This is a genomic window from Methanothermococcus sp., from assembly GCF_015523155.1.
GTDB lineage: Archaea > AGJL01 > Methanococci > Methanococcales > Methanococcaceae > Methanofervidicoccus.
Genome location: NZ_WAKW01000055.1, coordinates 23,997 through 50,219 on the forward strand (window position 1 = coordinate 23,997; position 26,223 = coordinate 50,219).

Below are 26,223 nucleotides of genomic sequence, written 5' to 3' on the forward strand. Positions count from 1 at the left end.
TATAATTTAAATTTTATAATTTTATTCTTCTCTGAGCTCGCCTATTAGCCCAGCATTGAATACATATTCCAACTGGTAATGATGCGGTATGACATCCCATTATTTCAATAAATACATCAAGTGCGGTTATTTTTCCTCCAAGTCCCATGGCTCCAATACCTAATTTATTTATATCCTCTAAGAGCTCTATTTCCAACTTTGCTATATCTTTATCTTTGTGTCTTTCACCTATTTTTCTTAAAAGTGCCTTTTTTGCAAGTTTTAATGATAAATCAGCAGTTCCGCCAATACCCACACCTAAAAGTATTGGAGGGCATGGTTTTCCACCTGCATTGGCAACAGTTTCAAGGATAAAGTTCTTTATACCATTTATTCCCTCAGCAGGAGTTAGCATCTTTAAAGCACTCATATTCTCGCTTCCTGCACCTTTTGGAAAAACTGTTATTTCTATTTCTCCATCTAAATTTTCATCAAATTCAAAATTTATAAACGGAGCTCCGAGACCAACATTTGTTTTTAAATTTTCCCTGTTAAGTGGGTGAACAACATTTGGTCTTAAAGGAACCTCCTCTGTTGCTTTTTTTACTCCTTCTTTGATTTTATCAATTATACATATAATATCCGATGAATTGATGTTTCTGCCTATCTTTAAAAACACTATTGGAACGCCAGTGTCCTGACACATTGGGATGTTTTTTTCCTCTGCAATTTCTATATTTTCCACAATTGCCTTTAAGGTATTTTTAGATAATTCATTTTCTTCTTTTTCAACTGATTCGATTAAAGCATTTTTAACATCCTGTGGGAGAGTTATTGTTGCCTCTTTAAATAATTCAACTACAATATTGGAAATTTTTTCAATATCGCCATTCATAAAATCACCAAAAATTAATAATAAAATAGATAAAATAAAAGAGATAAAAAAGGGTAATAAATAATTATAACTATAACTTTAAAAATTTTAAGTTTATAATTAACTAAAATATAAAAATATATATATTTATTCTTTGAAATAAGATACTATATCTTTTTCAGTAATTATACCTATTAATTTTCCATCATTAACTACTGGGAGAGCTCCTATATTATTTTTGGTCATTACATCCACAGTATCACACAATGAAGTATCTTTCTCAACAGTTAATATATCTTTCATCATTATATCTTTAATTCTAACATTTGTTATTTCCCTTACATTTCCAGTCTTCATATGATTAAATGTCCAATCACTACCTAAAAGTCTTATAAAATCAGTGGATGTTATCATACCCACCAATTTACCCTCAGAAATTACTGGCAACCTTCTAAATCCATTTCTCAACATAGTTCTTGCAACATCCTTTAACCTCTCTCCCGATGTAGCTACAACTGGATTTTCAGTCATATAATCATTTATTTTTTTGGATTTATCTATTTTATCTCTTAAATATTTAATTATATCCCTTTCTGTTATTGTAGATATCAATTTATAATCCTTATCCACAACAGGCATACCTCCAACATTTTTTTCTATGAATAATGTAATTACTTCCTTCAACACTGCATTTTCCTTTACACATATGGGTTCATTAGTCATAATTTCCTTTACAGGTTCATTAATTGCGGCTAAAAGATTATGATTATGCTTTGATTTTACGAGGTTATACTTTGAACCTCCACCCATAAAATCTACTATATCCATAGAGGTTATAACACCCACAACTCTATTTGTTCCGGCATCTACAACGGTAATTCTTCTTGTGCCCTCTTCATTCATTGTAATTAATGCATCTCGTATGGTTGTTGTTGGATATACCTTAACTATTTCTTTTCCTTTAACTATATTTTTTATTTTCAAATTATCCCTCTGAGGATGATGATTTATATTATAATTAATGTAACGATTATATTATATTATTATAATAATTTTTATTATTTATATATTATGAAAGAGAATAATAAATGTTTATATATTTCATAAAGATTTTTATCCCTCTGCAAAAAAAAAGAAAAAAAAGAAATGAAGTTAAATACTATAAATTTATAATTAATTAGATATTGTCTTCATCCAAACAATTGTCGCATATATATCTCCCATTGATATATCTTACCATCCCCCGATTTCCGCATACCTCACATATTCCCTCTGTATATTCATCCTCCTTGTTGATTGTAGTTTGATAACCTCCTTCTCCTTTTATTTTGGAAACTTCAACAAGTATATCAAATAATTTTGGAGATATGCTTGTTATATCACTAACTGTAATTATACCCAATAATTCGTCGTTTTCTATTACAGGAAGCCTCTTAATTTTTTTCTCTGCCATTATTTTTGCAGCATCCATTAGGGTTGCCTTCGGGGATATGTAGATAAGTTTTGGAGAAACAATTTCCTTAACAAGGACTTCTTTTGATTTTAAATTCCTTGCAACAATTTTTAAAACAAAGTCTTTTTCTGTTATAATACCAACTGGTTTCATCAAATCATTCACAACAACTAAACCGCCGATGCCCTTTGTTTTTAAGATATTTGCTGCATCATATGCCGTAGTATTTAGATTCACTGTCTCCACCGGGCTACTCATTGCTTCACTTACACTTACATTAATTTCCATAAACATCACCCACAATATTAAAAATTATATTTATATACATTATAATTCTTATATTTTATTTATATATCTTTTCATTTAATTATTATTTTTTTTAGTTAATAAAAATCTAAATTCTAATGTTCCATAGTAGCTCGATAAGATGCCCCTTGTCCAATTCCCTCATTTACAGTGGTTTCTACCCAATAAATACTACTACTATTTAAGTTTAATGCTTGTAATTCTTTTTTAATAATCTCGGCAAAATACTTTGAAAGTTCCTCTGCTGTGGTAGATGTTGTTGGTAAAATAGCTACATCTTCCAGTGGGATTTTATATTCTTTTACTTTTTCTCCTTTGCAGAATGTAAATTCTATATAATCACCATTTATACTGTAGGTTAGATTAGGATGATTTTCAGGAATTAAAAGCTTATGGTCAAGTTTTCCACATATATCTTTTACTATCTTTTTTAATACCTTAAAATCGCAGATAAAACCGAATTCCCCAGAAGGAGCTCCGCATACTTTAACATCCACATAATATGAATGACCATGAATTACTCCACATGTGTCGTGTCCAAATACAATATGTGCTGATGCAAATCTTAATCCAGCGTACATTCCATTTAACTCTAAAATCATTGTTTTCCTCTAAATTTTTTATATCTATATAATTATTAAATATATATTGATATTATATAATTATTTTATAAATTTATCGAAAATATACTTGAAAATATATATTATATAAAATTAAAAAAAATTGAAATTTAAAAATAAAGTTAAATATTATAATCCCGTACATTATCTTAAATCAGGATTGTTTTCGACCGATACATATAGTTGTCCTTTTGGTTTATTATTTACATAATCTCCGCTGAATTTATAATACCTACCTGTTATTGGCATTCCATTATCTTTTTTAGTTAATTTTATAACTGGATTTTCAACAATTCCTTCAAATTTAAAGGATGCCAGCGGTTCTTTTAATTTTCCATTTACAACAATAGCCCCTTTGAGCATTTCCCCGCCTGCTCTGGCCTCAACATCGCCATCTATAATGATTATTCCCCCACTTTGATGTATTCCAGGCATTATGCCAGTGTTTCCTTTTATATGTATTATTCCCTTTTTCATATATTCTCCAATTTCATTTCCTACATTTCCCTCAACAACTATTGTTCCACCGCTCATACCTCTCCAATCTCCTCTGTATGCAGAACCAACATAATCCTTAGCATCTCCTTTAATAATTAATTCCCCACCTTTCATGTTCTGTCCAGCCCAGCTGTCAGCGTTTCCATTAACCACTATCTTTCCGCCTTTCATCTCTACGCCAACATACATTCCAGCATCTCCTTCAACGACTATTTCACCAGTGGTCATTTTTTCTCCGATTCTCTTTAATTTAGCCGTCGAGTTTTTTATAACCAATCTTGGTGTTTCACTTTCTTTTACTTCAACATCGAAGAGCTCTCCAACTGTAATTGTTGTTCTTCCCTGCGGTAATTCGATGCTTTTTATTTCTTCCTCAGATAAATCCTGAACTTTTTCTGGAAGTATCTTATCCATTTCCACGGGAACCATAATTTCTTTTTTTAATGTAAGAATAAGTTCCATTTTATCACCTAATAATATAAATTATAATATATTAAATTAATAATATTTAATTATTTAATATCTGTTGCATCAATATTGATAGCCTTCCAGCTGTTTGCATAGTGGTCAGAAACTGGATAGTTGTCAATATTTACTGAATAGTATTTCTTGAATTTTGTCCTAAGGTCTTTCATGAGCTCCTCTTCAAGTGCTTCATCTACTTTTGCATTTATATATATTGTATTCCCATATACTTCTTTGACAACATTTCCAGCTTTAACTACTAATTCTCCGCCTTTTAATACATATTTAGCATATCTAAATGCTTTTTCAATCACTTTTCCATCTTTTTCTTCTGGGTCTATTTCATAGATTGCAATATCAGCGTCAGCTCCAACCCCCAAGTGCCCTTTTTCTTTACTTAAACCCAATACTTTTGCCTGATTTGCTCTTGTTACCTTTGCTATATCATATATTGAATATTCTCTATCGTTGTCTGCAACAAATGACTTTTGCTTAGCCCATGCATGAACTTTGTTGTTTAACCAATCGTCTCTGTATTGTTTGCTCATTAACCATGCTATTACTCTTGGATATCTTGTAAATGGCCCTGCATTTGGATGGTCTGTTGATAAAATAACTTTATCGGTATTTATATTTAGGAATATATCCAATCCAATTCCCCACTGAACTGAATAAACTGGTCCTTTTGGTGAGTAAATAAATGGAACAACCCCTGAACCTGTTTCAAGCTCGACATCACAGTTTGCCCATTTCAAACCATTTGTCATGTGAAGGTCATATTCCATTGGACCGTCTGCTGTCATTGTTGTTGTTTCGTCAAGTGTTACCTGTCCAACATCTACCATTACATGGTCATGTTTATTTACATATTCTGCTGTTTCTATACCTTTACTTACAAAGTCTTTCCAAGAGGTTCCCCCATAGGAATGAAATTGTAAATGGGTATTGTAATATGTAGTTGTTCTTTCTCCGTATTTTGGTTTTGCCTCAATATCTTTAACGCAATCCATTGAAGCTAATGTAGTTTCCCAGTTTCCAGGGTGTCCTAAATCATTTGGATGTACATGTATTGAATGAGGCAATCCAAGCATTTCATTTACCTTTGCAAGACCCTCAAGTATCTCTCGCCCTGTTATATCAAAATAAGGCACAGGATCATCAACACCATGAACATTCTTTCCCCAACCCCATGCCTCTGTTCCTCCTGGATTGACGATTTTTATAGCATATCCTCTTGTAGCCCTTAAAAGCCATGCCACATAGGCAGCACACATTTTAAAATCTCCTTCTTTTAAATATTCCAAAACCATCCAATTATTTCCAAATAATGGCATGGCTGCTTTGTCCAATTGTGGGGTGTCTATAAATTCTTCGTGGGTATGTCTAGCAAGTAATGGAGGCATTGCAGCTTCATTAACAAATGTATATCCCATTTCAGAATATTCATATCCTGTTTTAAAGGTAGAGGGAACTGAAAAACCCGAACCTGACCTAAGTCCTTTTTTATTAAATATGTCCTTTTTACTATCCTCTGGTCTAAGGGTTCTTCCCACATTAACTTTGGGGCCTGCAACATGAGTATGGGAATCCATACCCCCCGGCATAACCACACAATTGTTTGCATCTATTTCTAAGACATCACTTGAAACAGATTCTACAATTTTGCCATCTTTCACACAGATGTCCATTTTTTCTCCATCGACTCCATTCAATGGGTCATATACTATCCCATTTTTTATAATATACTCCATGAAATCACCTCAAATAAATATCATTAATTATTATTAACACTCAATATATTTTTTCCTCATTAAATCCATCATTATCGGAACTTCTTCATCTGTTTTTTCGATTTCCACATCAAGAGGTCCCTTAAAAGAAGGCATTGCAGTGCTGTTTGTTTCAGGCATAACTACACAGTTTGCCCAAGGTCCCATTGGAATAAATACCATACCCTCTGGCATAGGTTGGTTGGTCTTTTTTACTTTAACTACTGTTTCCCCATAGGCTGATTTAACTTTTACGCAATCTCCTTCCTTTAAATTTAACTTCATCATGTCTTCTTCATTGAAATAACAAACTCCTGCGGCTTTTCTATACATTTCAAGATTTTTACCAGCTTCAATAGCTTCTCCCTGCCATATGGTTCTACCAGTATTTAATTTAAATTTCATCATATCACCAAATATTTTTTTCTTTTCTATTTTTATTTTATAACGAGTTTTATAGCATTCACTGGACAGGCTTCAACACAGGCACCGCATCCACCGCATAAATCTCCGTTTATGATATTAACTACACCATTTATAACCTTAATAACTATTATACTCTCATCTTCTGGTCCTTTTCCACCGTATGTGTTTGGATCCCTTGCATTTACAGGACATGCTACCACACAATTTCCACATCCGTGGCACTTTTCAGGATACACTTCCAATTTATACATTTAACCACCTACTATTTTTTGGTTTTAACTTTTTAAGATTATACATTATTTTAACAATTTTTCAAATGATTCCTTCCATGCAGGTGCAGTCACTCCCGTCATGTTTATTTTTGTTCTTTTGACCTCCAATGCATTTACAGGACATGCATGCGTGCATGCTCCACACAATACACACACATTTTTATTCACGGCTATTTTAGGAAGTTTTTGTCCTTGTTCTTCAGGTTGTGGAAATACCAATGCATTACATGGGCATGCTGCAATACAAGCTCCACAGGCATTACATGCAGCCTCATCTATGAGTAATTCTCCTTCAAATGGTTTTTCCACTACTATGGCATTAACTGGACATATATTTTCACACCAACTGCATGATACACAGAGATTTTTATTAATTGTTGTTTTTCCAGTGATTTCCTTATATAATTCTGGCTTTTTAATTCTGTTTGCAAGAGGACATTTATAACATATTACCTCTATGGCGTTGTGAGGACATGCCTTTTCACAGACCTTACAAAATACACAGGCATCGGTATCTACTACAATATCTTTATATGGATTCAATTCCAAAGCATTCATTTTACCAGGTATAAGTTCTATGGCATCAGCTGGACAGTATTCTGCACATATCCCACACAATACACAAATTTCCTTATTTATAGTTATTTCTCCAAGCACCATCGTTTTTCTTTCGGGGAGCTCTCTTTCAACCTCTATTGCACACTGAGGACATACGATTTCACACTGCTCACACAAAACACATACATCCTGATTTAATGTAATATCTCTATTTATCTTTGGATATTGTGGGAGTTCCTTTGTTGATGTTCCATTTATTTTCAAATCCATGGCGTTAAATGGACATGCAGATGCACACATACCACACAATACACATTTTGTATCGTCAATATCCAATTTTGGAGCCTCAATATCTCCTTTAAAAATAGCCCCTAATGGTCCCATTTCAATTGCTCCAACAGGACATATATCGCTACAAATACCGCATCCAACACATTGATTGTCGTTCCAGTTTAGAACTCTATTTTCCACAGTTCCATCCCTTACTATCTGGATGGTACCATTATATCTTTCTTTTTTTGCATCAACTGTCATTGTTATTCCTCCAATTCATTTGGTAAGAATTTTTTAATATTTAAAGCATTTACTGGGCAAATATATATACATTCCATACATAATACGCATTTGTTATTATTTATTTCTATTAAATGGTCTGAATTCTTAAAAATGGCATTATAAGGACATTCAAGACACTCTCCACAGAGAATGCACCTATCTCTTTCAATTTCAATTTTTACTTGATATATATTTTCTATGATTTTCTTTGTGAGCTCTCTATCTTCACTCATTGAATTTATAATTTTAATACCATATTCTGCTGGTAAATTTACTATTTCCTCTGAAACTCTCATGACTTTATCCGATGGATGTCTTCCATGTATATAATGAGAAATTATTGACCTATCCATTTTTAGATACTCTGCTATCTCTCTCTGTAATCTTCCTTCTCTTTTTAACTTCATTGCTACTATTGCCTTAATTCCTGAGAGTATATGTTCTGGCATGATGTCATCTTTTTATTGATGTTAGTCATTATCACATTTGTTTTAATATTATATATAATATTCTTCTAACATCAAGTAGAAAGTAATATATATTAGAGTTAGTATTATTAACATTCACATAATATATATTATAATTCTTAGAATTTTGAGAGATTAAGTTTATTATAATTGGAAGTAAATATATATAATAATGTAAGCATATAGCCATATATCTATATATTTAAAATTATTTAAAATATATTAAAATTAATCAATGTATCGAAAAGTTTAAATACAATGATATCTATTCAATATATTTGTAAATAAATATCAAAAATAAAAAATAATAAAAAAAGGTGAAATAATGAAAGATTTGCCTGTAATTGGGAAAGACCCATTGGGAAGGACAATAAAAGATTTTACAGTAATGCCCTGGTGGGGAATAGATAGAAAAAGCATAGAGTGGTACCCTAAAATAAACTACGATGCATGCACAGGCTGTGGTATATGCTATATTACATGCGGAACCAGAGTAGTATTTGATTGGGATAAAGAGATGAAAAAACCTGTTGTTGCAAGACCATACAACTGTGTAGTTTCATGCACCACATGCGGTAATCTATGTCCCCATAATGCATTAATATTTCCAGATAGGGGATACATGCAGGAGATAATCGTAAAAGAAAAACTCCTTAAAAAAGCCGCTGAAAAATTAAAAGAGCATGATTTAATATAAAAAGATATAAATTTTTTAATTATATAATTTTTATTTTTTTTACTTAAAAAATACCATATAAACAGGTGAGTTTATGAAAGAGATGATGTGTGAGATGATGAAAAATATGAAACCTGAATTTATGATGGAAATGATGGATGAAATGATAGATTCAAATATGGCAGAAAATTTTGCACCTAAGATGATGCCTAAGATGATGCCAAAATGTCTAAATAACTTTTTATCAAAGATACCTAAAAAAGAAAGAGAGGAGTTAATAAAAAAAATCGTTGATATTATAACATCCAAATACTACGATGAAGGCATAAATTCAACATTTGTAAAGGAATTTGAAACTGATATAAATATCAAAGGATTAAAGATAGCATCAAAAGGGGGAAAAGGTTCAGTAGGGGACAAAATTAATCCTATGGATTTATTTCTATCCGGATTATGCGGTTGCACAGCCATTGCAGTAGGAAAAACTTTGGAGGAGCTCGGTATCAAAGGTCAAGTAATGGTAGATGGTTCTGTTAAAAAAAGTTTTGAAAAAGGATGTATTGAACAAATTACATTGAACATCCATGTAAAAATTGAAGATGGCAGTAAGTCAGAAGAGGAGCTCACCAACATAATATTGGAAGGTTCAAAGAAATGTTTAATAAGCAACTCGTTAAAATGTGAGCTCATAAAAAATGTCATATTTGAATAGGAAAATAAAAAAGGTATAAATATGGCAAAAATATTAGTGATAACCGATGGGGCATATGGATATAGAATTCAAGGGACTATAAATTCATTTGGAAAGAAAAATGAGTTTATAGGACTATGCAAAATAGATAAACCCACAGATATTATTATTGATGAAATAGAACTGCCCAAAGAAGTAATGGATAAATTCAAAGAAGCAGATGTTCTGTTGTTATATACTCAGCATCCAGACAATACATACGAAGTTTGCAGAAAAGCCAAGAAAGAAAATCCTGATGTTGCCATAATCGTTGCTACATGGAGTGGAGAAGGGCAGAAAAAAGAATTAAGCAAATTTGATGCTATATGCCCAGATGAGATGTGTTTATTGGATGAAAAGGATGTGGAAGATTTAATAAATAAATATCCAAAGTTAAAAGAATTTTTAGAAGAATTCGGAACTCCAAAGGTTGAAATTTATATAAAAGATGATAAAGTTGAAGATGTTAAAGTTATTAGGAGCTCTATATGTGGAAGCACATTATTCATGGCTAAATCCATGAAGGGTCTTGATGCAAAAGATATAGAAGATTTAAGCAAAAAATCTGCAATGATGATTCAACGGTACCCATGTGTAGCTGGAAAAATAAAAATATTTAGAAAAGAGTGCAAAAAGCAAAAGGCATTGGAAATCCATAAAAAAGCTGTGTTAAATGGTATTAAAACTGAATAAAATTATATATTAATAATAGTAATTTTAACTTGTTTCGGCGAGAAGTTCCCTTCCGTAAGGGATTAAACAAAATCCTTCGGATTTTGTAGCCCTCCACTTCGCTACTGGGGGATGAAAGCCGAAAATTATTTATATAACTATTCTCACAATATTTATTGCTACCGAAAAGAAAAGGTAGCCTAGGGCTGGGACAGTCCGAAGTGACGCCTGTGGAGACTATGGGTCGGAAGCAGGAAGCTCCGTCCGTAAGGTCGGAGTAGTTCACCCTTTTATATAATATTTATTTATTTTTTATAATTTTATTATTTTATTTATCCTTAATGAGCTCGGCATTCACTACAATATGCCAAACCCCAGGTGCGTATTTTTTTATTTTATGTATTTTATAGGAAAGAAGATTATATCCATGTTTTTCAGCGTGGTGCTTTATTTCATTAATTGGTTCAGTGTCCATTATTTTTTCAGCTAATGTATCATGGTAGTGAATGGTGCATTTTTTCCCTTCTTTTAAAAATTCAAATGCCTTATCCAAAAAGAACCTTGTTTTTAAAATATAACCCATAATTACCCTATCTGCCATATTTTTTAACTCCACATCTCTATTATCGCTCAATATTGGAACTACATTGTTTAATTTATTTAATTTTATATTTTCCACCAAATAATAATGGGAATCGGGGTTTATTTCAATAGCATATATTTTTTTAGGTTTTGAGTATTTTGCCATTGGTATGGTGAAGTATCCTATACCTGCAAACATATCAACAACAGTTTCATTAGGATTTGAGGTATATGCCATTCTTTTTCTTTCCTCAATGTTTCCCATGCTCCACATGACCTTTGAAACATCAATTTTAAATAAACATCCATGTTCTTTATGAATTGTTTCTGTTTTATCCCCATAAAGTAGTTCTATATTTGGTTTTCTCATATCTCCTTTTATGTAAGTGTATTTAACTATTGTTTTGCATTTTGTTTTATTTATTAAATAATTTATTTCATTGTTAGTTAATTTTTTCTTTACAAGCAATATATCCCCGATTTTTTGATATTTTAGCGTCATGTTATTACCATTTTTTTCTTTTAGGTAATGAAATAAAATGAAATAAAAAACGAAGTTTTCTAATGTTTTCACTATTTATTCTCGCATTTATATATGATAATTATAAATTATTATAATATAGGTGATATTGTGGATTATGTATGCGATTATATTATTAAAAACTATATTAAAAATAATAAAAATAATAAAAAAAATGATAATAATAAAAACAGTAAATTATTCAAAATTATAGAAATAGGAATTGGATATCACTTTAATGTGGCAAAATCCATAGCTATTCGTGAAAATATAAATTTAATTGCAATAGATGCCAATAAGGATGCTGTGGAGAAAGCAAAAAAAGAAGGATTAAATGCCTTTGTTGATGATATATTTGACCCAAAACTAAACATCTACGAAGATGCAGATATAATATATTCTATAAGACCTCCGAGGGATTTACAACCGTTTATATTGAATATATGTAAAAAATACAGTATTCCATTACTAATAAAACCACTTTACGGCGAGACTCCAATAAATGATTTAAAATTAGTTAATTATAGAGGAAATGCTCTATATGAATGGAAAGGAGTGGAACTATGAACGATATAAAAAATCTTCCAATTACTGACAATCACATTCATGTGGATGGTGTAAATGGATACGGTGCTGAAAAGGTTGCAAAAATCTTTAAAAATGCCGGCGGAAAGGTAATGATAGTTTTAAACAAACCTGCCTTTGACGGCGACTTAAAAAAGCCCATGGATGTATTGCTAAATGATATTAAAACCATAAATAAAAATGTAGATAGTGTGAGAGCTTATGGATTAGTAGGAGCTCACCCAGCAGAATTAACGGTGATGATAAACAAGGGTATAGAATTGGAAGAGGCAAAAAACAAAATGATTGATGCACTGGATTATGCGAAGGAGCTTATTGAGAAAAATGATTATTTGGTGGGAATTGGTGAAGTTGGAAGACCTCATTATCCTGTGAATAATGAAATATGGGAAACTTCAAATGAGATATTATTATACGCCATGGAAATTGCAAAGGATTTGGACTGTGCCATTCAAATCCACGCCGAAAGTGCATCAGAGGAGCAATTTAAAGAATTTAGAGATATGGCAAAATCCCTTAATTTAAATCCTGAAAAGGTTATAAAACACCACTGTGGAGATATGGTGTTGGAGGGGGAAAAATACGGTATATTCCCATCAATAGTGGCATCTAAACCAGCATCAGAAGCTGTAAAAAAGTCCCTTAGGTTTGTGATGGAAACAGATTACATAGATGATTTAAAAAGACCGGGCGTTGTTTTAGGGATAAAAACAGTTCCAAGACGGACAAAAAAACTTATAGACTCTGGATTACTTGATGAGGAGGGAGTTTATAAAATCCATAAGGAAAATATTGAGAAATTGTATGATATTGAATTATTTTAATTATTTTTTATAAATTTTCATTTTCTTTTCTATTTAAACGGGATTAGTGAATAAATTAAGTAATCTCCAATAAAGGGAGTAATTATATAGGATATTGTGATGGGAATTATCAAAGGAATCATAGGGGTTACATAGATGTATTCATTATCATCATATTTTGAAAAATCGTCGTCTTCTGATGAAGGAAAAAATTTAAAATCATCTTCATGACCCATTACAAGCCTATTTTTATCTTTTGCATCTTTAACTTTCATTTTTTCTCCAAAGCATAGCATAATAAATTGTTTAATGCTTTTTGGTTTAGCTCCATTTATAAGATTCTTTAAAAGAATAATTATTGGCAAAAAAATCATAAAAAACATGCCATTTATAAAAACCATTATTGGAAATGTGGGGATGTAATTGATATTTAAAATACTTCCAAAAGTGGAATAAATCGGCATGTCATACTTTGGAGTGAGAGCTCCCATACCCATTAACACTTTGCCATCCCCTCCCCCTACGCCGCATAAAAACATTAAGTAGCCCAGTATAAAGCATAACACAAATCCAGAGATGGAATTGATTAAATAATAGTAATTTCCAGTAGTAATTGATAAATATATGTGATATCCCAATCCAAAAACTACCATAGACACCCAAATATAATCCTCAATTTCTCTACTTCTAAAATCCTGTATTGATGCCACAAGAAGCCCCATTAAACCGAATATATAATTTATCACGATATCCCTTCTTATCTTTCCATTCTATCCTTTTTTATTATGCTTAGACTTTAATATATTATATCCTTCTTTAATGGTTATTATTCCCACGCAAACTTTAAAAAAGTTGCTATAAATAACCTCCACTACGCTTCGCTTCGTGTCGGTTGGAACCTTATATTAATGCTTAATTTATATTTTCATCGATTTTAATACCCTATACCCTCCTTTAATGGTTATTATCTCCACATTTCCAAAAACTTCTTCCATAAATTTTGTAAGTGATTTTGCCCCGTGTTTTGTCTGAATAACAACCCAGATGCTACCATTATCTTTTAAAAGTTCCTTTCCCTCTTTTATTATTCTATGGATTATTTCCTTTCCTGCTTTTATTGGAGGATTTGAAATAATTACATCGTATTTTTTATCCTTAACATTTTCGTATAAATCCCCCTGAACAACCGTTATATCTTTATCTCTGCTTGTATCGTTTAATTTTATGTTTTCTTTTGCAAGCTTTACTGCCCTTTTGTTTATATCAGTCATTGTTATGGAATTTACCTCATCGGCTATTGCTATGCCTACAACACCATATCCACACCCAATATCCAGCACATCGTAGTTTTTATTTAATTCCAGTGCTTCAACCAATATTTTTGTGCCCTTATCTATCTTCTTAGGGGAAAATATTCCAGTATCTGTTTTAAAAATAAGTTTTTTATTTCTTAAAATTCCTTCAATTATCATTTCCTTATGTGCTGATTCTGGTTTTTCAGAAAAATAATGCATAATCTCACAGTTTTAATTTTATTCCATTTTTTAATATTTATTTTTTATTTCTATTTAATTATATTTAATTTCTATTTATTTCCAATTTTTATATATTAGATAATTTTATATTTGTAAATATGTAATTACTATAATTATAAACTCATATTAAATTTATGGTGGTTCAATGGCTAAATTTTTCGATGAAATATATAACAACATAAACGAAAAAAGCGTAATGGAAGAGGATGAAAAATATATAATGAAAACTTATGGACGTCTTCCTGTTGTCCTTGTTAAAGGAGATGGAATGTATGTTGAGGACATAAATGGTAAGAAATATTTAGATTTCCTTGCAGGAATTAGCGTAAATAATGTTGGACACTGTCATCCAGAAGTTGTTGAAACTATAAAAAAACAGGCTGAAACCCTTATGCACACCTCAAATATATACTACATAGTGCCACAGGTAAAATTGGCAAAAAAACTTGTTGAATTGAGCGGATTGGATAGGGCTTTTTTCTCAAACAGCGGTGCAGAGGCAAACGAAGCTGCAATAAAGCTTGCAAGAAAATATGGAAAAAATAACAATATCGGAGAAGGGGAAATAATTACAATGGAACATGGATTTCATGGAAGGACTTTAACTACAATAACTGCCACTGCAAAACCAAAATATCAAGAAGGATATGGACCTCTTCCAAGAGGATTTAAATATGTCCCATTTAACGATTTAGAAGCTTTAAAGGAAAATATAAGTGATAAAACGACTGCTATAATGCTTGAACCAATTCAAGGAGAAGGTGGAATTTATGTTGCAAATAAGGACTATTTAAAAGGTGCTAGGGACCTATGCGACGATAAAAATATCATCTTAATATTCGATGAAGTTCAGTGCGGTATGGGCAGAACTGGAAAAATGTTTGCCTACGAAAACTATAATATTAAACCAGATATACTAACACTTGCAAAAGCCCTTGGCGGTGGATTCCCAATAGGTGCAACCCTTGCAAAGGAAGAAATAGCTGATGCATTCACTCCCGGAGCTCATGGGACAACATTTGGGGGCAATCAACTTGCCTGTGCAAGTGCCTATGCATCGGTTAGCATTATAGAAGGACTATTGCAAAACACTCAAAAAATGGGAGATTATTTTATTGCCAAATTAAAGAATCTCAAAGATAAATATCCATTCATAAAGGAAATTAGAGGAATGGGATTAATGATAGGTATGGAATTGTCCTTTAACGGTGGAGATATTGTTAAAAAAATGCTTGAAAAAGGCTATTTAATAAACTGCACATCAGATACAGTTTTAAGATTCTTACCGCCCCTTATTGTGGAAAAAGAACATATTGATGAATTGGTTAATGCATTGGATGAGGTATTTTCGGAAATAAATGAATAAATAAAACTAAATAATAAACTAGATAATAAATGGAAATAATTAAATAAAATGAAAGATAAATAATGAATAAAAATAAAAAGAACTATTTTTTTATCTTTTAGCAATTATTATTTTCTCTTCTTTTTTATAAACAAAACTGTTTGATTCCACATCTTTATCAATTAAACAGTTTGCTCCAATCCAGCAATTACTTCCAACTTTAACCCCTGGCATAAACGAAACCTGAACTCCTGTTTTCACATTATCCCCCATTATTACTCCAAGTTTTCTAACGCTTTTAACAATTTTTCCTTTTATATTTACTTTAACTGGCTTATCGTCAAATCTTAAATTTGCCGTAATGGTATTGCAGGCTATATTGCAGTTTTCTCCAATTATACTGTCCCCCACATAGGAAAGATGCGGAACCTTTGTATTTTTCATTATAATGCTTCCTTTTACCTCTGATGAGTTTCCAACTCCCGTATCTTCCATTAAAACGGTATTTGGTCGAATGTATGCAATAGGACCCACTACTGCACCAGATTTTATTATTACAGGTCCTTCAATTACGGTGTTATGTTTTATCTCTGCCCCTTCTTCTATTATTACATTTCCTTCAATTACAACATTTTTTCCAATTTTTCCTTTTATATCTTTTTTAATATCTTTTAAAAGATGTTTATTTGCATCCAGTAAGTCCCAAGGTCTTCCAATGTCGTTCCAATATCCATTTAATTTTATGCCCTTTATAGTTCCATTTTGGATGAGCTCCTTTATAGCATCGGTGAGCTCTACCTCCCCCCTCTCCGATGGTTTTAAATTTTCCAATATATTGAATATGTTTTTTTCAAATTTATATATGCCTGCATTTATAAGGTTGGATTTTGGATTTTTCGGCTTTTCCTGTAATTCTATTATATTATTTTCATCATCTAAAACCACCACCCCAAAATTTTCAGGATTATCTACCTCAGTTAATGCCACTGCGTTTTTATAATTTACAATATCTTTTAAATCGTCGTCAAAAATAACATCGCCGTTTATTACTAAAAAATCATCATCTATGTATTCCTTTGCCATTAAAACGGCATATCCTGTTCCATCAATTTCTTTCTGTTCTATAAAAGTTATTTTTGGATGATTTTTGAAGTGGTTTATTATTATTTCCTTTTTATACTTCACAATTAAATATATGTTATCTACAAAATTTTCAATTTTATTAATTATATGCTCCAAAATCGGCTTCCCCGCTATTGGAATCATTGACTTTGGTCTGTTTTCCGTCAGGGGTATTAATCGTGTTCCTTTTCCAGCACATAATATAACTGCATCCATTATTTCCCTCATGTTATAATTAATTTCTAAATTTAAGTTATATTTGTTATTTATTTATAATAATATAAAAATTATCACGATAATAAAATATAATAAAATTAACTTATTCCGTCGAGAAGTTCCCATTACCGAAAGGTTTTCGTTTAACCCAAATCCATAAGGTAAGAGGTAATTCACATTCTAAATAAATCCAACCCCATATCAACGGCACGGGCGGAATGTATTAAACATCCCATGGATATTACATCAATATTGTATTTTGCATAATCCATTACATTATCTTCATTTATTCCTCCACTAACTTCAATAAGGGGTCTGTGTCCTTTTTTATTTTCAAATTCATTTATTATATTAAGGGCATTTTTAATATCATCAGGTTTAAAATTGTCCAGCAATACAATATCTGGTCTGTATTTTAATACTTCTTTTAACTGCTCTAAATTATCTACTTCAATCTCCACCTTTTTTGAGAAACTGAGTTTTTTTATCTCCTTAAAGCATTTCTCGATTCCAACGGCTTCGATGTGATTATCTTTAATTATCACCATATCATCCAATCTGAATCTATGGGTATCGCCTCCTCCAATATAAACTGCATATTTTTCAACCATTGACAGCATTGGAAGGGTTTTTCTCGTGCAGGCAATTTTTACATTTTTATTTATTTCCCTTACCATTTTTACTATATTGTATGTTTTTGTAGCTATTCCAGACAGATGCATTAAAAAATTTAAAATTGTTCTTTCAAGTATTAGGATTGTTTTTGTATTTCCATAAATCTCCATTATATAGGTATTTTTCTGGACAATATCCCCCTCATTTACAAAGGTTTTGTATTTTAGATTATAATCATCCAAGAAATCCGCTACAATATTTATTCCACAAACTACCGCATTCTCCTTAACTCTTATTATTGCCTTGGATTCGTGGTTTTTTGGAATAATCAATTCTGTGGTTAAATCTCCAAAACCAACATCATAAATAAGAGATTCTTTTAAGAGTTTTTTTGCATATTCATTTATCATAAAATCACCATAATATTTTATATTATTTATTAAATTTTAAAATAAAAGTATTTATTAAGTATTCTTGGATTTCTTTAATTTTTGAACATAAATACATTTAATATAATTTTATATCTCCTATAATTAGCTATATAACATATATAGTATGTATTGAAATATTATCAAATTATTCTTTCATTTATATATTATAAGGTGGTATCTTATGCTTAAAACACTTCCTCCTACACTAAGGGAGAAAAAAAGATATATTTCATTTAAAATTCTTTATTATAAGGAATTGTCTGGAAGCGAAGTAGTAAATATAATCAGAACTGCAATTATTAATTACTATGGAGTTTGGGGCTGTTCAAAGAGCAATCCATGGTTAATTGATTATAATCATCCAAAGGGTCTTTTAAGGGTATGTCGTGATGAAGTGGATTTTGTGAAATCTGCACTTATTTTATTTAATGAATATAAAAAACATCCAATAAATATAATAATATTGGGAGTTTCAGGAAGCATAAAAAAATCGAGGAAAAAATTTTTAAAAGTTCCTCATGAAGAATATTATAAAGTTATTCAGAGAAGAAAAAGAGAAATGCAATCTAAATAATTAAAAAACCTAAAACCATAAAATAGTAAAATAATTTAAACTAACTATATAAAAAATAAAGGTGCTATCATGTTAAAAACCAGTATATTTGGAATTGATTTTAAAAATCCTGTATTTTTAGCTGCTGGAGTGATGGGTGAAACAGGAAGTGCATTAAAAAGGATAGCAAAAAACGGTGCAGGAGCCCTATGCACAAAGTCAGTTGGAATGGAAAAAAGAGAAGGACATAATAATCCAACAATAGTTGAAGTTGAGGGAGGTTTCTTAAATGCTATGGGACTTCCAAATCCAGGAGTAAGAGAATATATCGAGGAACTTGAAAGAGTTAAGGACGATTTAGAACGAATGGATGTAAAATTAATAGGTTCCATATATGGGAAAGACCCCAATGAGTTTTCAAAGGTTGCAGAAATTATTGAGCCCCATGTGCAATTAATAGAGTTAAATATATCCTGCCCACATGCCGGTGGTTGCTACGGAGCTCAGATAGGTCAAAATCCAGATTTGTCATATAAGGTTGTTTCCGCTGTAAAAGATACTGTAAATATTCCCGTTATAGCAAAACTTACTCCAAATGTAGTGGATATAAAGGAGATAGCAAAAACAGTTGTTGAAGCAGGAGCTGATGGTATTACGGCAATAAATACCTTAGGTCCTGGAATGGTAATAGATATAGAAACTCAAAAACCAATATTAGGAAATAAAGTCGGTGGAATGTCTGGAAAAGCTATAAAGCCAATAGCCGTAAAAAATATATATGATATTTATTCGGTTGTTGATGTCCCAATAATTGGAGTTGGAGGAATAACTACTGGATATGATGCTATTGAATTTATGTTGGCAGGAGCTCATGCGGTTCAGGTTGGAACTGGTGTTTATTATAGAGGATACGATATATTTAATAAAATCTGTGATGAGATGGAGGCATTTTTAAAGGAGAAGAATCTCAAACTCAAAGATATAATAGGGGGTGCTCATGAGTAAGAAAAATTTTAATGATAATAAATTTGATGACTTTCCAAATGTAAGCGAGGAAATTAGCAAATTCGAAGAATTTGTGCAATTTCAGAGCGTAAGCGAGGAAATTAGCAAATTCGAAGAATTTGTGCAATTTTTAAACTCAAATAATCCATCTGAAGTAGTTAATAAGTTAAAATTAATAAATAAAATGGAAAACGCTAAAAATAATAAAAATAATAAAAAATACATCACATACTCAAAAAATGTATTTATTCCATTGTGCAATTGGTGTAGAAATATCTGTGGGTATTGCACATTTAGAAGGGAAAATTATAAATTGATGAATAAAAATGAGGTTAAAGAAATCCTTTTAAAAGGGGATAAATACGACTGTAAAGAGGCATTATTTACCTTTGGAGAAAGGGTTGATGAAAACGAAAAAATAAGGGAAGATTTAAGAAAAATGGGATATAATAACATTTTAGAATATCTTTATGATTTGGAAGAATGGTGCCTTAATAATACCCAGTTATTGCCACATACAAATTGCGGAATATTGAATTATAAAGAACTAAAACTATTAAAAGAAGTTAATGCTTCCATGGGTCTTATGCTTGAAAATTCAAGTGAAAGGCTTTTTAAAACCATTGCACATAAGAACAGCCCTGGAAAAGAGCCGAAAAAACGATTAAAAATGATTGAAAATGCTGGAAAATTAAAAATTCCATTTACAACAGGTATTTTAATTGGGATAGGTGAAACAAACGAGGAAATTGTTAAATCATTATATGACATTAAAAAACTTAATGAAAAATATGGGCATATTCAGGAAGTTATAATTCAGAATTTCAGGTCGAAAAAAGGCATACCCATGGAGGACTTTAAAGAACCTTCTCCTTTGAAAATGTTGAAGGTTTTAATCGTGGCAAAATTAATATTAAACGATATATCTATACAAGTTCCTCCAAATCTAAATTCTGAAACTGGTCAGTTATTCTTATTTGCAGGTGTCGATGACTGGGGAGGAGTATCTCCATTAACAAAAGACTATGTGAATCCAGAAGCCCCATGGCCGGAGATTGAGGAGTTAAGGAGATATACTGAGGAATTTGGATACGTGTTAAAGGAGAGATTGCCAGTTTATGAAAAATATATTAATAAAACATGGTTAAGTAATAAGGTGCTTGAAAAAATTATGTCTTATAAAAAATAGAAATAACCAATAGAGTAAAAGATACATATTTAATAAAAAATAAAACTACTTAATTCTAAACCAGCAGTACCCATTTTCTTTTATTATTACTTTATTCCCTTCCCTAGGTTTATTTTATATTTTTTTCCATTTAATTCATTTAGCATGGCAACGAGCATGGATGGGATTATGATATAATAATAAAAATATTTATTTTGGTATTGGCAATGGTTCTGATTTGTGTTTGTTTAATTCTATCCTTTTTAAAATATTATCTATTTGTGAAATAGAAACATTTAATTCCTTTGAAATTAATTCTTTATCCACATTGTTTTCAATCCTCATTAAAATTTTATCAAGAAGTTCATAAGTTATTCCAAGTTCAGTTTCATCAGTTTGACCTTCCCAAAGTCCTGCTGATGGTGCCTTGTTTATTATTTCATTTGGAATACCTAAATATTTTGCGAGCTCTCTAACCTCAGTTTTAAAAAGATTTCCTATTAATAAAAAATCACTTCCTAAATCTCCGTATTTTGTTCCATAGCCCATATATATTTCTGATTTGTTTGAAGTTCCTGCAACAAGCAAATTATTTTTATTTGCATAGTAATATAATATGCACATCCTTATCCTTGGTTTAAGATTTCCATCTGCCACCTTATCAAATTCCCTTGTTGGAATATACCCTCCAGCTCCAAATGCAATTAAAATGTTAGTTATATCTGAAATTATATACCTTATACCTAATTTTTTTGCAATTAATATAGCATGTTCTTTATCCGTTGGATTTGAATTCTTCTCAGGCATTATCACACCTAAAACCCTCTCTTTTCCAAGGGCTTTCACACACAAAGTGGCTACTAACGAGCTGTCTATACCCCCACTTAAACCAACTACAACCCCTTTTGCACTGGCATTTTTAACCATATCATTTACAAAATTGGTTAATCTATTAGTTAATTCTTTTAATTCTTCTTTACCATATTTCATTATTTCACCTTATATATCTTTATACTCCAAAAATTAATAATTTTTTATAGAAATACCTCTTATTTTAAAACTATTTATATTTATATATTTATAATTTTATCGCTATAATATACAATTTTATTGTTTTCCTCTTTACTTTTTACGAGCTCTAAATCCTCTAACTTTCTTAGGTTGTATCTAACTGTTTCAACATTTAAATCTAAATCTCTGGCTATCTTTCTTAAATGAGATTTGTTATTTAGTAAATACTCGTATATTTGACTTTGGGTGTCTGTTAAATACAATAACAACAAATCCTCCTTATCCATGCCCTCTGGATAGTAAATAATTTTATTTCCTACCTTTTTACATTTTATTAATTCTGCCTTTTCCAATATTCTTAAATGCCATGTTATTGTTGATAATGCCATATTTAAGTCTTCCGAAATTTTTCTCAAATGACATCCTGGATTATCAACTATGTATTCATAGATTCCTTTTCGTTTTTTATTTAAAAGAACCTTATCTTTGTTATTTACATTTATTCTCCATATAACAAAAGTTATTGTTGATAGTATATTATAAATATATTCCATAATTTTTCTTTTTATATCTTCAAATGTGAGTAAAATAAGAGATAAAGAGGTAAGTATAATTAATATAATTGGTAAAATAGAGAATGAGGTCTTTTTAACTATAAATATATATATTAAATTAGCTAAACTGTACTCGTTTGGCTCAAATCCTACATACAATTTATTACCTACTTTTATTGCAGCAGGCTCTCCATTTTCATATCTTGCAACAACTTCTCCCATCTCAGGATAAATATAGTGACCAATGACTTTGGTTTTATTAAGTTTTAATGGATTTATTTCCCAATATATGTTTGTGGATATGTTAATTTTTTTAGAAAGTATTGGAGCAAAAATTATGGCATCTTTTGTAGTGTTAAGGTCCCTTTTGGATATTATTAAGTTATATGTATTATTGCTAATTTTAAAATTCAGTTTTTTAATCAAAGGATAGAACTCCTTATCCGAATAAATATATGGGGGTTTAATGATATATTGCTTTTTTATATTATTATAAAAAACAGGGGTGTTATTTTTATACTCTAAATATATTGAATTATTGTAGCAAAGACTATCTATCTTTTCAATATCGTAAAAATTTTCCAATGCAGATACATTGGATACATACAAAAAAAACATCAAAAAGAGAAACATATATGTTTTAAAATTTTTCATATTATCTCCATAATTAAAATTCTAACGATTATACAAATATATACCAAAACTCATGGTTATTACTACAATCGTTAAAATTACAAATCCATATATAACATCCAATTTTATAATATCTATAAAAATCAGCAGTGAAATTTCAAGTAGGATTACAGAGATTGTTATCAACAATGAACCCATTAAAGTATCTCTTCTCTTTTTTTTCTGTTGTTTTTTTAACATTGTTATAACATCCTTCTCTATTATCTCGGTTTTTTCATCTATTTCAATGATATTGTCATTGTTATTAATTTCCATATTATCATCCTCCGCTTTCCCCATATATCCTCTTTTATTTTTTTTCATAATATGCACCTTTAATAAAAAATACATTTAAACCTATTTCAAGAGCTATTTTGTAGGATTTTTTATTTGATAAATAAACTGTTGCATTGGGTGTTTTTGAAGATATAACTATAGCTTTTGCATCATTTAGCGGAATATCATATATTTCATGTAAATCTTTAACATATGCCCAATCTTCTTTGTCCAAACCATACATAGTTATATTTTTAACATCTCCTCTAAGGTATTTATTGCCTGGAATATATATTCTGTTGAATTCTGAATAGGCATGTTCTAAATATTCCTTAGGTAATTTACAGCTTAGTATTAGCACCTTTCTTCTTCTAAGTAGCATTGGGAACAGTGCTGACAGTAATGGTGGAAATAAAGTGTTTGATATCAAAACAGCTTTTTGTTTGCTAAATGACTTATGGGATACAACTGGAAACTTTAACAATGGATATTTAGGTTTTTCTATATTCTCACTTTTTTTATTTTTATTAACTGTCTTTTTCTTTTCCTCAACCTCTTTTTTTCTATGTGAAGGTTCTATTTGTTCCCTATTATTTTTCTCCTCTTCTTTTTCTTTATTTTCTTTTTTATGATTGTGAATTGGTGAAATAGGATTAATAACAGGGGGATTAATGGATGGAGAGTAAAACCATAATCCTTTAACCTTTGCCATGCCAATGATATACCTATTGTTAATTTTAAGTGCTGGTCTTATGTATATCTTTCTGTATGTATTATTGTATGCATCAAAATATACATAAAATATTGGGACATTATCTGTATATATTTTAAAGGTTTTGGATATACTTTGATTTGAATATAATAAACAACTCGTATTTCCAAGCTCGATTTTTGAATTATTTACAACTGCCCAATATGATATATTACAATATAATGTTATATTTTGATTGTTAATTAGAGTGTAATTTGCTATCCATTCTTTGGTATTGTTAATTTTTATAGAATATTTTGTAATGGAAAATGGAATAGATTTTGAATATCTTATCGCAATATTGGAGGGAATTTCAAAACTTACATTGCTATCGTTAAAGTATAATGTATCGGAGTTTGAATATTTTGTTAGGTGGATAGTTTTAATAGATTTAGCAGGGATATTTAAAGAGATATTTTTAATATTATAACCTTTTGGAAATGAAATGTTGCATGGTAGATTGAAATTATAACTGTTGTTAATTTTGTAATATATATTCCATTTATTGTCTTCCTTATTTCCAGAGATATTTATAGATAGATTTAAAGGAACAGGAGGAGTATCTATTGTAATATTTTTTGGATAGGGAATATAGGCACTTACATTGTTGTAATAGATATATACACTAAAAGCCTCTGGATTGCTGTAATCTATGTAAAGTTTTGATATATTTATATGAATTGAACTATTTGGATAAAAAACCACATCCTCATAGTTATATATTTCAGCAGAATTTTTAGATATCGTGTTAAATAAGCATAAACATAACACCAACATTATAGTATATTTATAGTTCATATAAACACCAAAATATAATATATAAAAAAATCATATTTATAATTTTTAGTACAATATTAGACAAAATTAAAAAAAGAAGAAGAAATTTATTTAATTTTTTTATTTTTTATTATTTCCATTCTCTTTTTCTTTTCCCATTCTCTTAATCTCAATAGATATGAATATAGAAACAAGCGTAGCCAAGATTACCAACCACAATAATATATAGCCATGAGTTGGTAGTTTTGGTAAAGGAAGTATTGAAAATTCGGTGTTTATCATAAGTAATGTATTTTTTGGAACACTAAATTCAGATTTATCTGGTTTTTGATAAGTTAAATGGTATTTTGAATTAAACTTTACATTTAAATTGTCTATATCCATATCGCATCCAACAGGAATGGTTAAAGTCTTAAAAAATACCCCATTATCCACAATGTTTGCATCGTATTCCAATACAACAGTAACATTGGAATTTTTATCCATTGGTTCCCATATTTCATAGCAAATTGTTGTAAAGTTTGTATTGTTTATTACATATACCTTCATAGGTTTTAATTCGCCGTTGCCTATTTTATAATAGCCCTTTAAATTTTTTATATCGATAGATTTTACATCTTTTGTTCCTGGGATTGGAATTCCCAAGATTTTTTTTGGACCTTTTTCCTGTAATCTCAACTCTCCAATTCCAGGAACTAAGGGGTAATTTACAAGGTTTTTAATAATAAATGCATTTTTTACATGGGCATATCCCCCTCCATTATCAACATCCACCACAAGGTTGTAATTTGCAATCTTTTCAACATCTGCATGGACATAGGATATACTTATTAATAAAAGAAAAAAAATATAGAACCTTTTCATAATATCCCCTTTATGCATTATATGCCTTTATAATGTTTTTCTATATAAACTTTAATTATATAAATATTTTTATTTATTTAATTTTCTTCCCCTAATTACAGCCCCTACACCGATTAAACCACTGAGAAGCATAAGTAAAGTTTCGTAATTATCAGCCACTGCACCACTTACAAGTAATATCTTGGGTGATGTTGTAGGAAGTAATGAATGCGTAGGGTCGATACCTACTATGAATGCATCTGATGGATTGAATTCCCCTGTTCCATTTAATTTATAGTGTATTACTACTGTTTCATTGTTATTTATTTCAGTGGAATCGTTGTAAGAACCATCACCGTTTGCACCACCGTTAAGTGGATTCAATGCCCAGTATATACTCATGTTATATCTTGGGTCAGATACAGAATGGTTTCCAGTATTATTTAACATATAACTTCTATTTACTGAAATATTACCTACAATTGAGAAATTCTGAGGTATTAAATCGTAGGCATATACATAAGGTGATTTTTCACTTC

At 30.4% G+C, this 26,223-nt stretch carries 29 protein-coding genes and 1 pseudogene; 9 read left to right on the forward strand and 21 right to left on the reverse strand.

The genetic code is table 11. The features are described from left to right. Nucleotides 1–13 precede the first annotated feature (13 nt). The 10 genes from F7B34_RS05535 to F7B34_RS05580 all read right to left on the reverse strand — a co-directional run bounded on the left by F7B34_RS05535 (nucleotide 14) and on the right by F7B34_RS05580 (nucleotide 8,224). Nucleotides 14–874 (reverse strand): fumarate hydratase, encoded by an 861-nt coding sequence (locus F7B34_RS05535; protein WP_292460840.1) that lies wholly within the window; start codon nucleotides 872–874, stop codon nucleotides 14–16. Nucleotides 875–1,000: 126 nt separating this feature from the next. Beyond that, the gene (locus tag F7B34_RS05540) at nucleotides 1,001–1,837 is read right to left on the reverse strand and encodes a CBS domain-containing protein (protein ID WP_292460841.1); all 837 of its coding nucleotides are present in this window, start codon (nucleotides 1,835–1,837) and stop codon (nucleotides 1,001–1,003) included. Nucleotides 1,838–2,030: 193 nt separating this feature from the next. Further along, nucleotides 2,031–2,594, reverse strand: coding sequence for a CBS domain-containing protein (locus tag F7B34_RS05545; RefSeq protein ID WP_292460842.1), 564 nt, complete (start codon nucleotides 2,592–2,594; stop codon nucleotides 2,031–2,033). 113 nt (nucleotides 2,595–2,707) lie between these two features. Further along, a complete protein-coding gene (locus tag F7B34_RS05550; protein ID WP_292460843.1) occupies nucleotides 2,708–3,214 on the reverse strand; it encodes a 6-carboxytetrahydropterin synthase in 507 nt (168 codons plus the stop codon). Nucleotides 3,215–3,376: 162 nt separating this feature from the next. Then, on the reverse strand, nucleotides 3,377–4,192 hold the full coding sequence (gene fwdC / locus F7B34_RS05555; protein ID WP_292460844.1) for a tungsten-dependent formylmethanofuran dehydrogenase subunit FwdC: 816 nt from the start codon (nucleotides 4,190–4,192) through the stop codon (nucleotides 3,377–3,379). A 50-nt stretch (nucleotides 4,193–4,242) separates the two neighbouring features. Beyond that, on the reverse strand, nucleotides 4,243–5,946 hold the full coding sequence (gene fwdA, locus F7B34_RS05560; protein ID WP_292460845.1) for a tungsten-dependent formylmethanofuran dehydrogenase subunit FwdA: 1,704 nt from the start codon (nucleotides 5,944–5,946) through the stop codon (nucleotides 4,243–4,245). 33 nt (nucleotides 5,947–5,979) lie between these two features. Beyond that, a complete protein-coding gene (gene fwdD, locus F7B34_RS05565) occupies nucleotides 5,980–6,369 on the reverse strand; it encodes a tungsten-dependent formylmethanofuran dehydrogenase subunit FwdD (protein WP_292460846.1) in 390 nt (129 codons plus the stop codon). Nucleotides 6,370–6,401: 32 nt separating this feature from the next. Further along, nucleotides 6,402–6,641, reverse strand: a complete 240-nt coding sequence (locus tag F7B34_RS05570; RefSeq protein ID WP_292460847.1) for an ATP-binding protein — start codon at nucleotides 6,639–6,641, stop codon at nucleotides 6,402–6,404. A gap of 45 nt (nucleotides 6,642–6,686) precedes the next feature. Continuing rightward, nucleotides 6,687–7,754 (reverse strand): tungsten-dependent formylmethanofuran dehydrogenase subunit FwdF, encoded by a 1,068-nt coding sequence (gene fwdF, locus F7B34_RS05575; RefSeq protein ID WP_292460848.1) that lies wholly within the window; start codon nucleotides 7,752–7,754, stop codon nucleotides 6,687–6,689. 2 nt (nucleotides 7,755–7,756) lie between these two features. Continuing rightward, a complete protein-coding gene (locus tag F7B34_RS05580) occupies nucleotides 7,757–8,224 on the reverse strand; it encodes a 4Fe-4S binding protein (protein WP_292460849.1) in 468 nt (155 codons plus the stop codon). A 343-nt stretch (nucleotides 8,225–8,567) separates the two neighbouring features. Between F7B34_RS05580 and F7B34_RS05585 the strand changes: the two genes are divergently transcribed. The 3 genes from F7B34_RS05585 (at nucleotide 8,568) to F7B34_RS05595 (ending at nucleotide 10,341) form a co-directional block, all read left to right on the forward strand. After that, a complete protein-coding gene (locus F7B34_RS05585; protein WP_292460850.1) occupies nucleotides 8,568–8,939 on the forward strand; it encodes a ferredoxin family protein in 372 nt (123 codons plus the stop codon). A 73-nt stretch (nucleotides 8,940–9,012) separates the two neighbouring features. Next, entirely contained in the window at nucleotides 9,013–9,630 is a 618-nt protein-coding gene (locus F7B34_RS05590) for an OsmC family protein (protein ID WP_292460851.1), read from the forward strand. Between the two features lie 21 nt (nucleotides 9,631–9,651). Further along, nucleotides 9,652–10,341 carry a DUF166 domain-containing protein gene (locus F7B34_RS05595; protein WP_292460852.1) on the forward strand — a complete coding sequence of 230 codons (690 nt, stop codon included), beginning with the start codon at nucleotides 9,652–9,654 and terminating at the stop codon, nucleotides 10,339–10,341. 307 nt (nucleotides 10,342–10,648) lie between these two features. Here F7B34_RS05595 and F7B34_RS05600 read toward each other — a convergent pair whose 3' ends face one another. Beyond that, the gene (locus F7B34_RS05600; RefSeq protein WP_292460853.1) at nucleotides 10,649–11,404 is read right to left on the reverse strand and encodes a class I SAM-dependent methyltransferase family protein; all 756 of its coding nucleotides are present in this window, start codon (nucleotides 11,402–11,404) and stop codon (nucleotides 10,649–10,651) included. A 129-nt stretch (nucleotides 11,405–11,533) separates the two neighbouring features. Here F7B34_RS05600 and F7B34_RS05605 point away from each other — a divergent pair, with 129 nt between their 5' ends. Next, complete coding sequence (locus F7B34_RS05605; RefSeq protein ID WP_292460854.1) at nucleotides 11,534–11,989, forward strand: UPF0146 family protein; 456 nt, start codon at nucleotides 11,534–11,536, stop codon at nucleotides 11,987–11,989. Next, the gene (locus F7B34_RS05610) at nucleotides 11,986–12,831 is read left to right on the forward strand and encodes a TatD family hydrolase (RefSeq protein WP_292460855.1); all 846 of its coding nucleotides are present in this window, start codon (nucleotides 11,986–11,988) and stop codon (nucleotides 12,829–12,831) included. Before F7B34_RS05605 ends, F7B34_RS05610 begins: the two co-directional genes overlap by 4 nt. A 29-nt stretch (nucleotides 12,832–12,860) precedes the next feature. On the opposite strand, the gene flaK is transcribed toward F7B34_RS05610, so the two are convergent. After that, nucleotides 12,861–13,556 carry a preflagellin peptidase FlaK gene (gene flaK / locus F7B34_RS05615; protein WP_292460856.1) on the reverse strand — a complete coding sequence of 232 codons (696 nt, stop codon included), beginning with the start codon at nucleotides 13,554–13,556 and terminating at the stop codon, nucleotides 12,861–12,863. A gap of 171 nt (nucleotides 13,557–13,727) precedes the next feature. Next, nucleotides 13,728–14,324 carry a class I SAM-dependent methyltransferase gene (locus tag F7B34_RS05620; RefSeq protein ID WP_292460857.1) on the reverse strand — a complete coding sequence of 199 codons (597 nt, stop codon included), beginning with the start codon at nucleotides 14,322–14,324 and terminating at the stop codon, nucleotides 13,728–13,730. Between the two features lie 166 nt (nucleotides 14,325–14,490). Between F7B34_RS05620 and F7B34_RS05625 the strand changes: the two genes are divergently transcribed. Beyond that, nucleotides 14,491–15,711, forward strand: coding sequence for an acetylornithine transaminase (locus F7B34_RS05625; RefSeq protein ID WP_292460858.1), 1,221 nt, complete (start codon nucleotides 14,491–14,493; stop codon nucleotides 15,709–15,711). 90 nt (nucleotides 15,712–15,801) lie between these two features. On the opposite strand, the gene glmU is transcribed toward F7B34_RS05625, so the two are convergent. Both glmU and nadC read right to left on the reverse strand, forming a co-directional pair. Further along, nucleotides 15,802–17,028, reverse strand: coding sequence for a bifunctional sugar-1-phosphate nucleotidylyltransferase/acetyltransferase (gene glmU / locus F7B34_RS05630; protein WP_292460859.1), 1,227 nt, complete (start codon nucleotides 17,026–17,028; stop codon nucleotides 15,802–15,804). A 173-nt stretch (nucleotides 17,029–17,201) separates the two neighbouring features. Next, nucleotides 17,202–18,053, reverse strand: coding sequence for a carboxylating nicotinate-nucleotide diphosphorylase (nadC, locus tag F7B34_RS05635; protein ID WP_292460860.1), 852 nt, complete (start codon nucleotides 18,051–18,053; stop codon nucleotides 17,202–17,204). Between the two features lie 202 nt (nucleotides 18,054–18,255). Here nadC and F7B34_RS05640 point away from each other — a divergent pair, with 202 nt between their 5' ends. The 3 genes from F7B34_RS05640 (at nucleotide 18,256) to cofG (ending at nucleotide 20,821) form a co-directional block, all read left to right on the forward strand. Beyond that, nucleotides 18,256–18,648 carry an Rpp14/Pop5 family protein gene (locus tag F7B34_RS05640; protein ID WP_292460861.1) on the forward strand — a complete coding sequence of 131 codons (393 nt, stop codon included), beginning with the start codon at nucleotides 18,256–18,258 and terminating at the stop codon, nucleotides 18,646–18,648. A 69-nt stretch (nucleotides 18,649–18,717) separates the two neighbouring features. Further along, on the forward strand, nucleotides 18,718–19,632 hold the full coding sequence (locus F7B34_RS05645) for a dihydroorotate dehydrogenase (RefSeq protein ID WP_292460862.1): 915 nt from the start codon (nucleotides 18,718–18,720) through the stop codon (nucleotides 19,630–19,632). Beyond that, complete coding sequence (gene cofG / locus F7B34_RS05650; RefSeq protein ID WP_394355315.1) at nucleotides 19,625–20,821, forward strand: 7,8-didemethyl-8-hydroxy-5-deazariboflavin synthase subunit CofG; 1,197 nt, start codon at nucleotides 19,625–19,627, stop codon at nucleotides 20,819–20,821. Before F7B34_RS05645 ends, cofG begins: the two co-directional genes overlap by 8 nt. Before the next feature lie 189 nt (nucleotides 20,822–21,010). Here the strand turns inward: cofG and F7B34_RS05655 are convergent, their stop codons facing one another. From F7B34_RS05655 to F7B34_RS05680, 6 genes and pseudogenes are all read right to left on the reverse strand, one after another. Then, entirely contained in the window at nucleotides 21,011–21,790 is a 780-nt protein-coding gene (locus F7B34_RS05655) for an NAD+ synthase (RefSeq protein WP_292460863.1), read from the reverse strand. An 80-nt stretch (nucleotides 21,791–21,870) separates the two neighbouring features. Next, nucleotides 21,871–23,019: a winged helix-turn-helix transcriptional regulator gene (locus F7B34_RS05660; RefSeq protein ID WP_292460864.1), complete on the reverse strand. Its 1,149-nt coding sequence runs from the start codon at nucleotides 23,017–23,019 to the stop codon at nucleotides 21,871–21,873. Between the two features lie 21 nt (nucleotides 23,020–23,040). Next, on the reverse strand, nucleotides 23,041–23,361 hold the full coding sequence (locus F7B34_RS05665; protein ID WP_292460865.1) for a hypothetical protein: 321 nt from the start codon (nucleotides 23,359–23,361) through the stop codon (nucleotides 23,041–23,043). After that, the gene (locus tag F7B34_RS05670) at nucleotides 23,348–24,862 is read right to left on the reverse strand and encodes a hypothetical protein (RefSeq protein ID WP_292460866.1); all 1,515 of its coding nucleotides are present in this window, start codon (nucleotides 24,860–24,862) and stop codon (nucleotides 23,348–23,350) included. Before F7B34_RS05670 ends, F7B34_RS05665 begins: the two co-directional genes overlap by 14 nt. A gap of 99 nt (nucleotides 24,863–24,961) precedes the next feature. Next, complete coding sequence (locus F7B34_RS05675) at nucleotides 24,962–25,705, reverse strand: hypothetical protein (protein WP_292460867.1); 744 nt, start codon at nucleotides 25,703–25,705, stop codon at nucleotides 24,962–24,964. A 69-nt stretch (nucleotides 25,706–25,774) separates the two neighbouring features. Beyond that, nucleotides 25,775–26,223 (reverse strand): annotated as a pseudogene (locus tag F7B34_RS05680) (hypothetical protein); the annotation flags it as partial.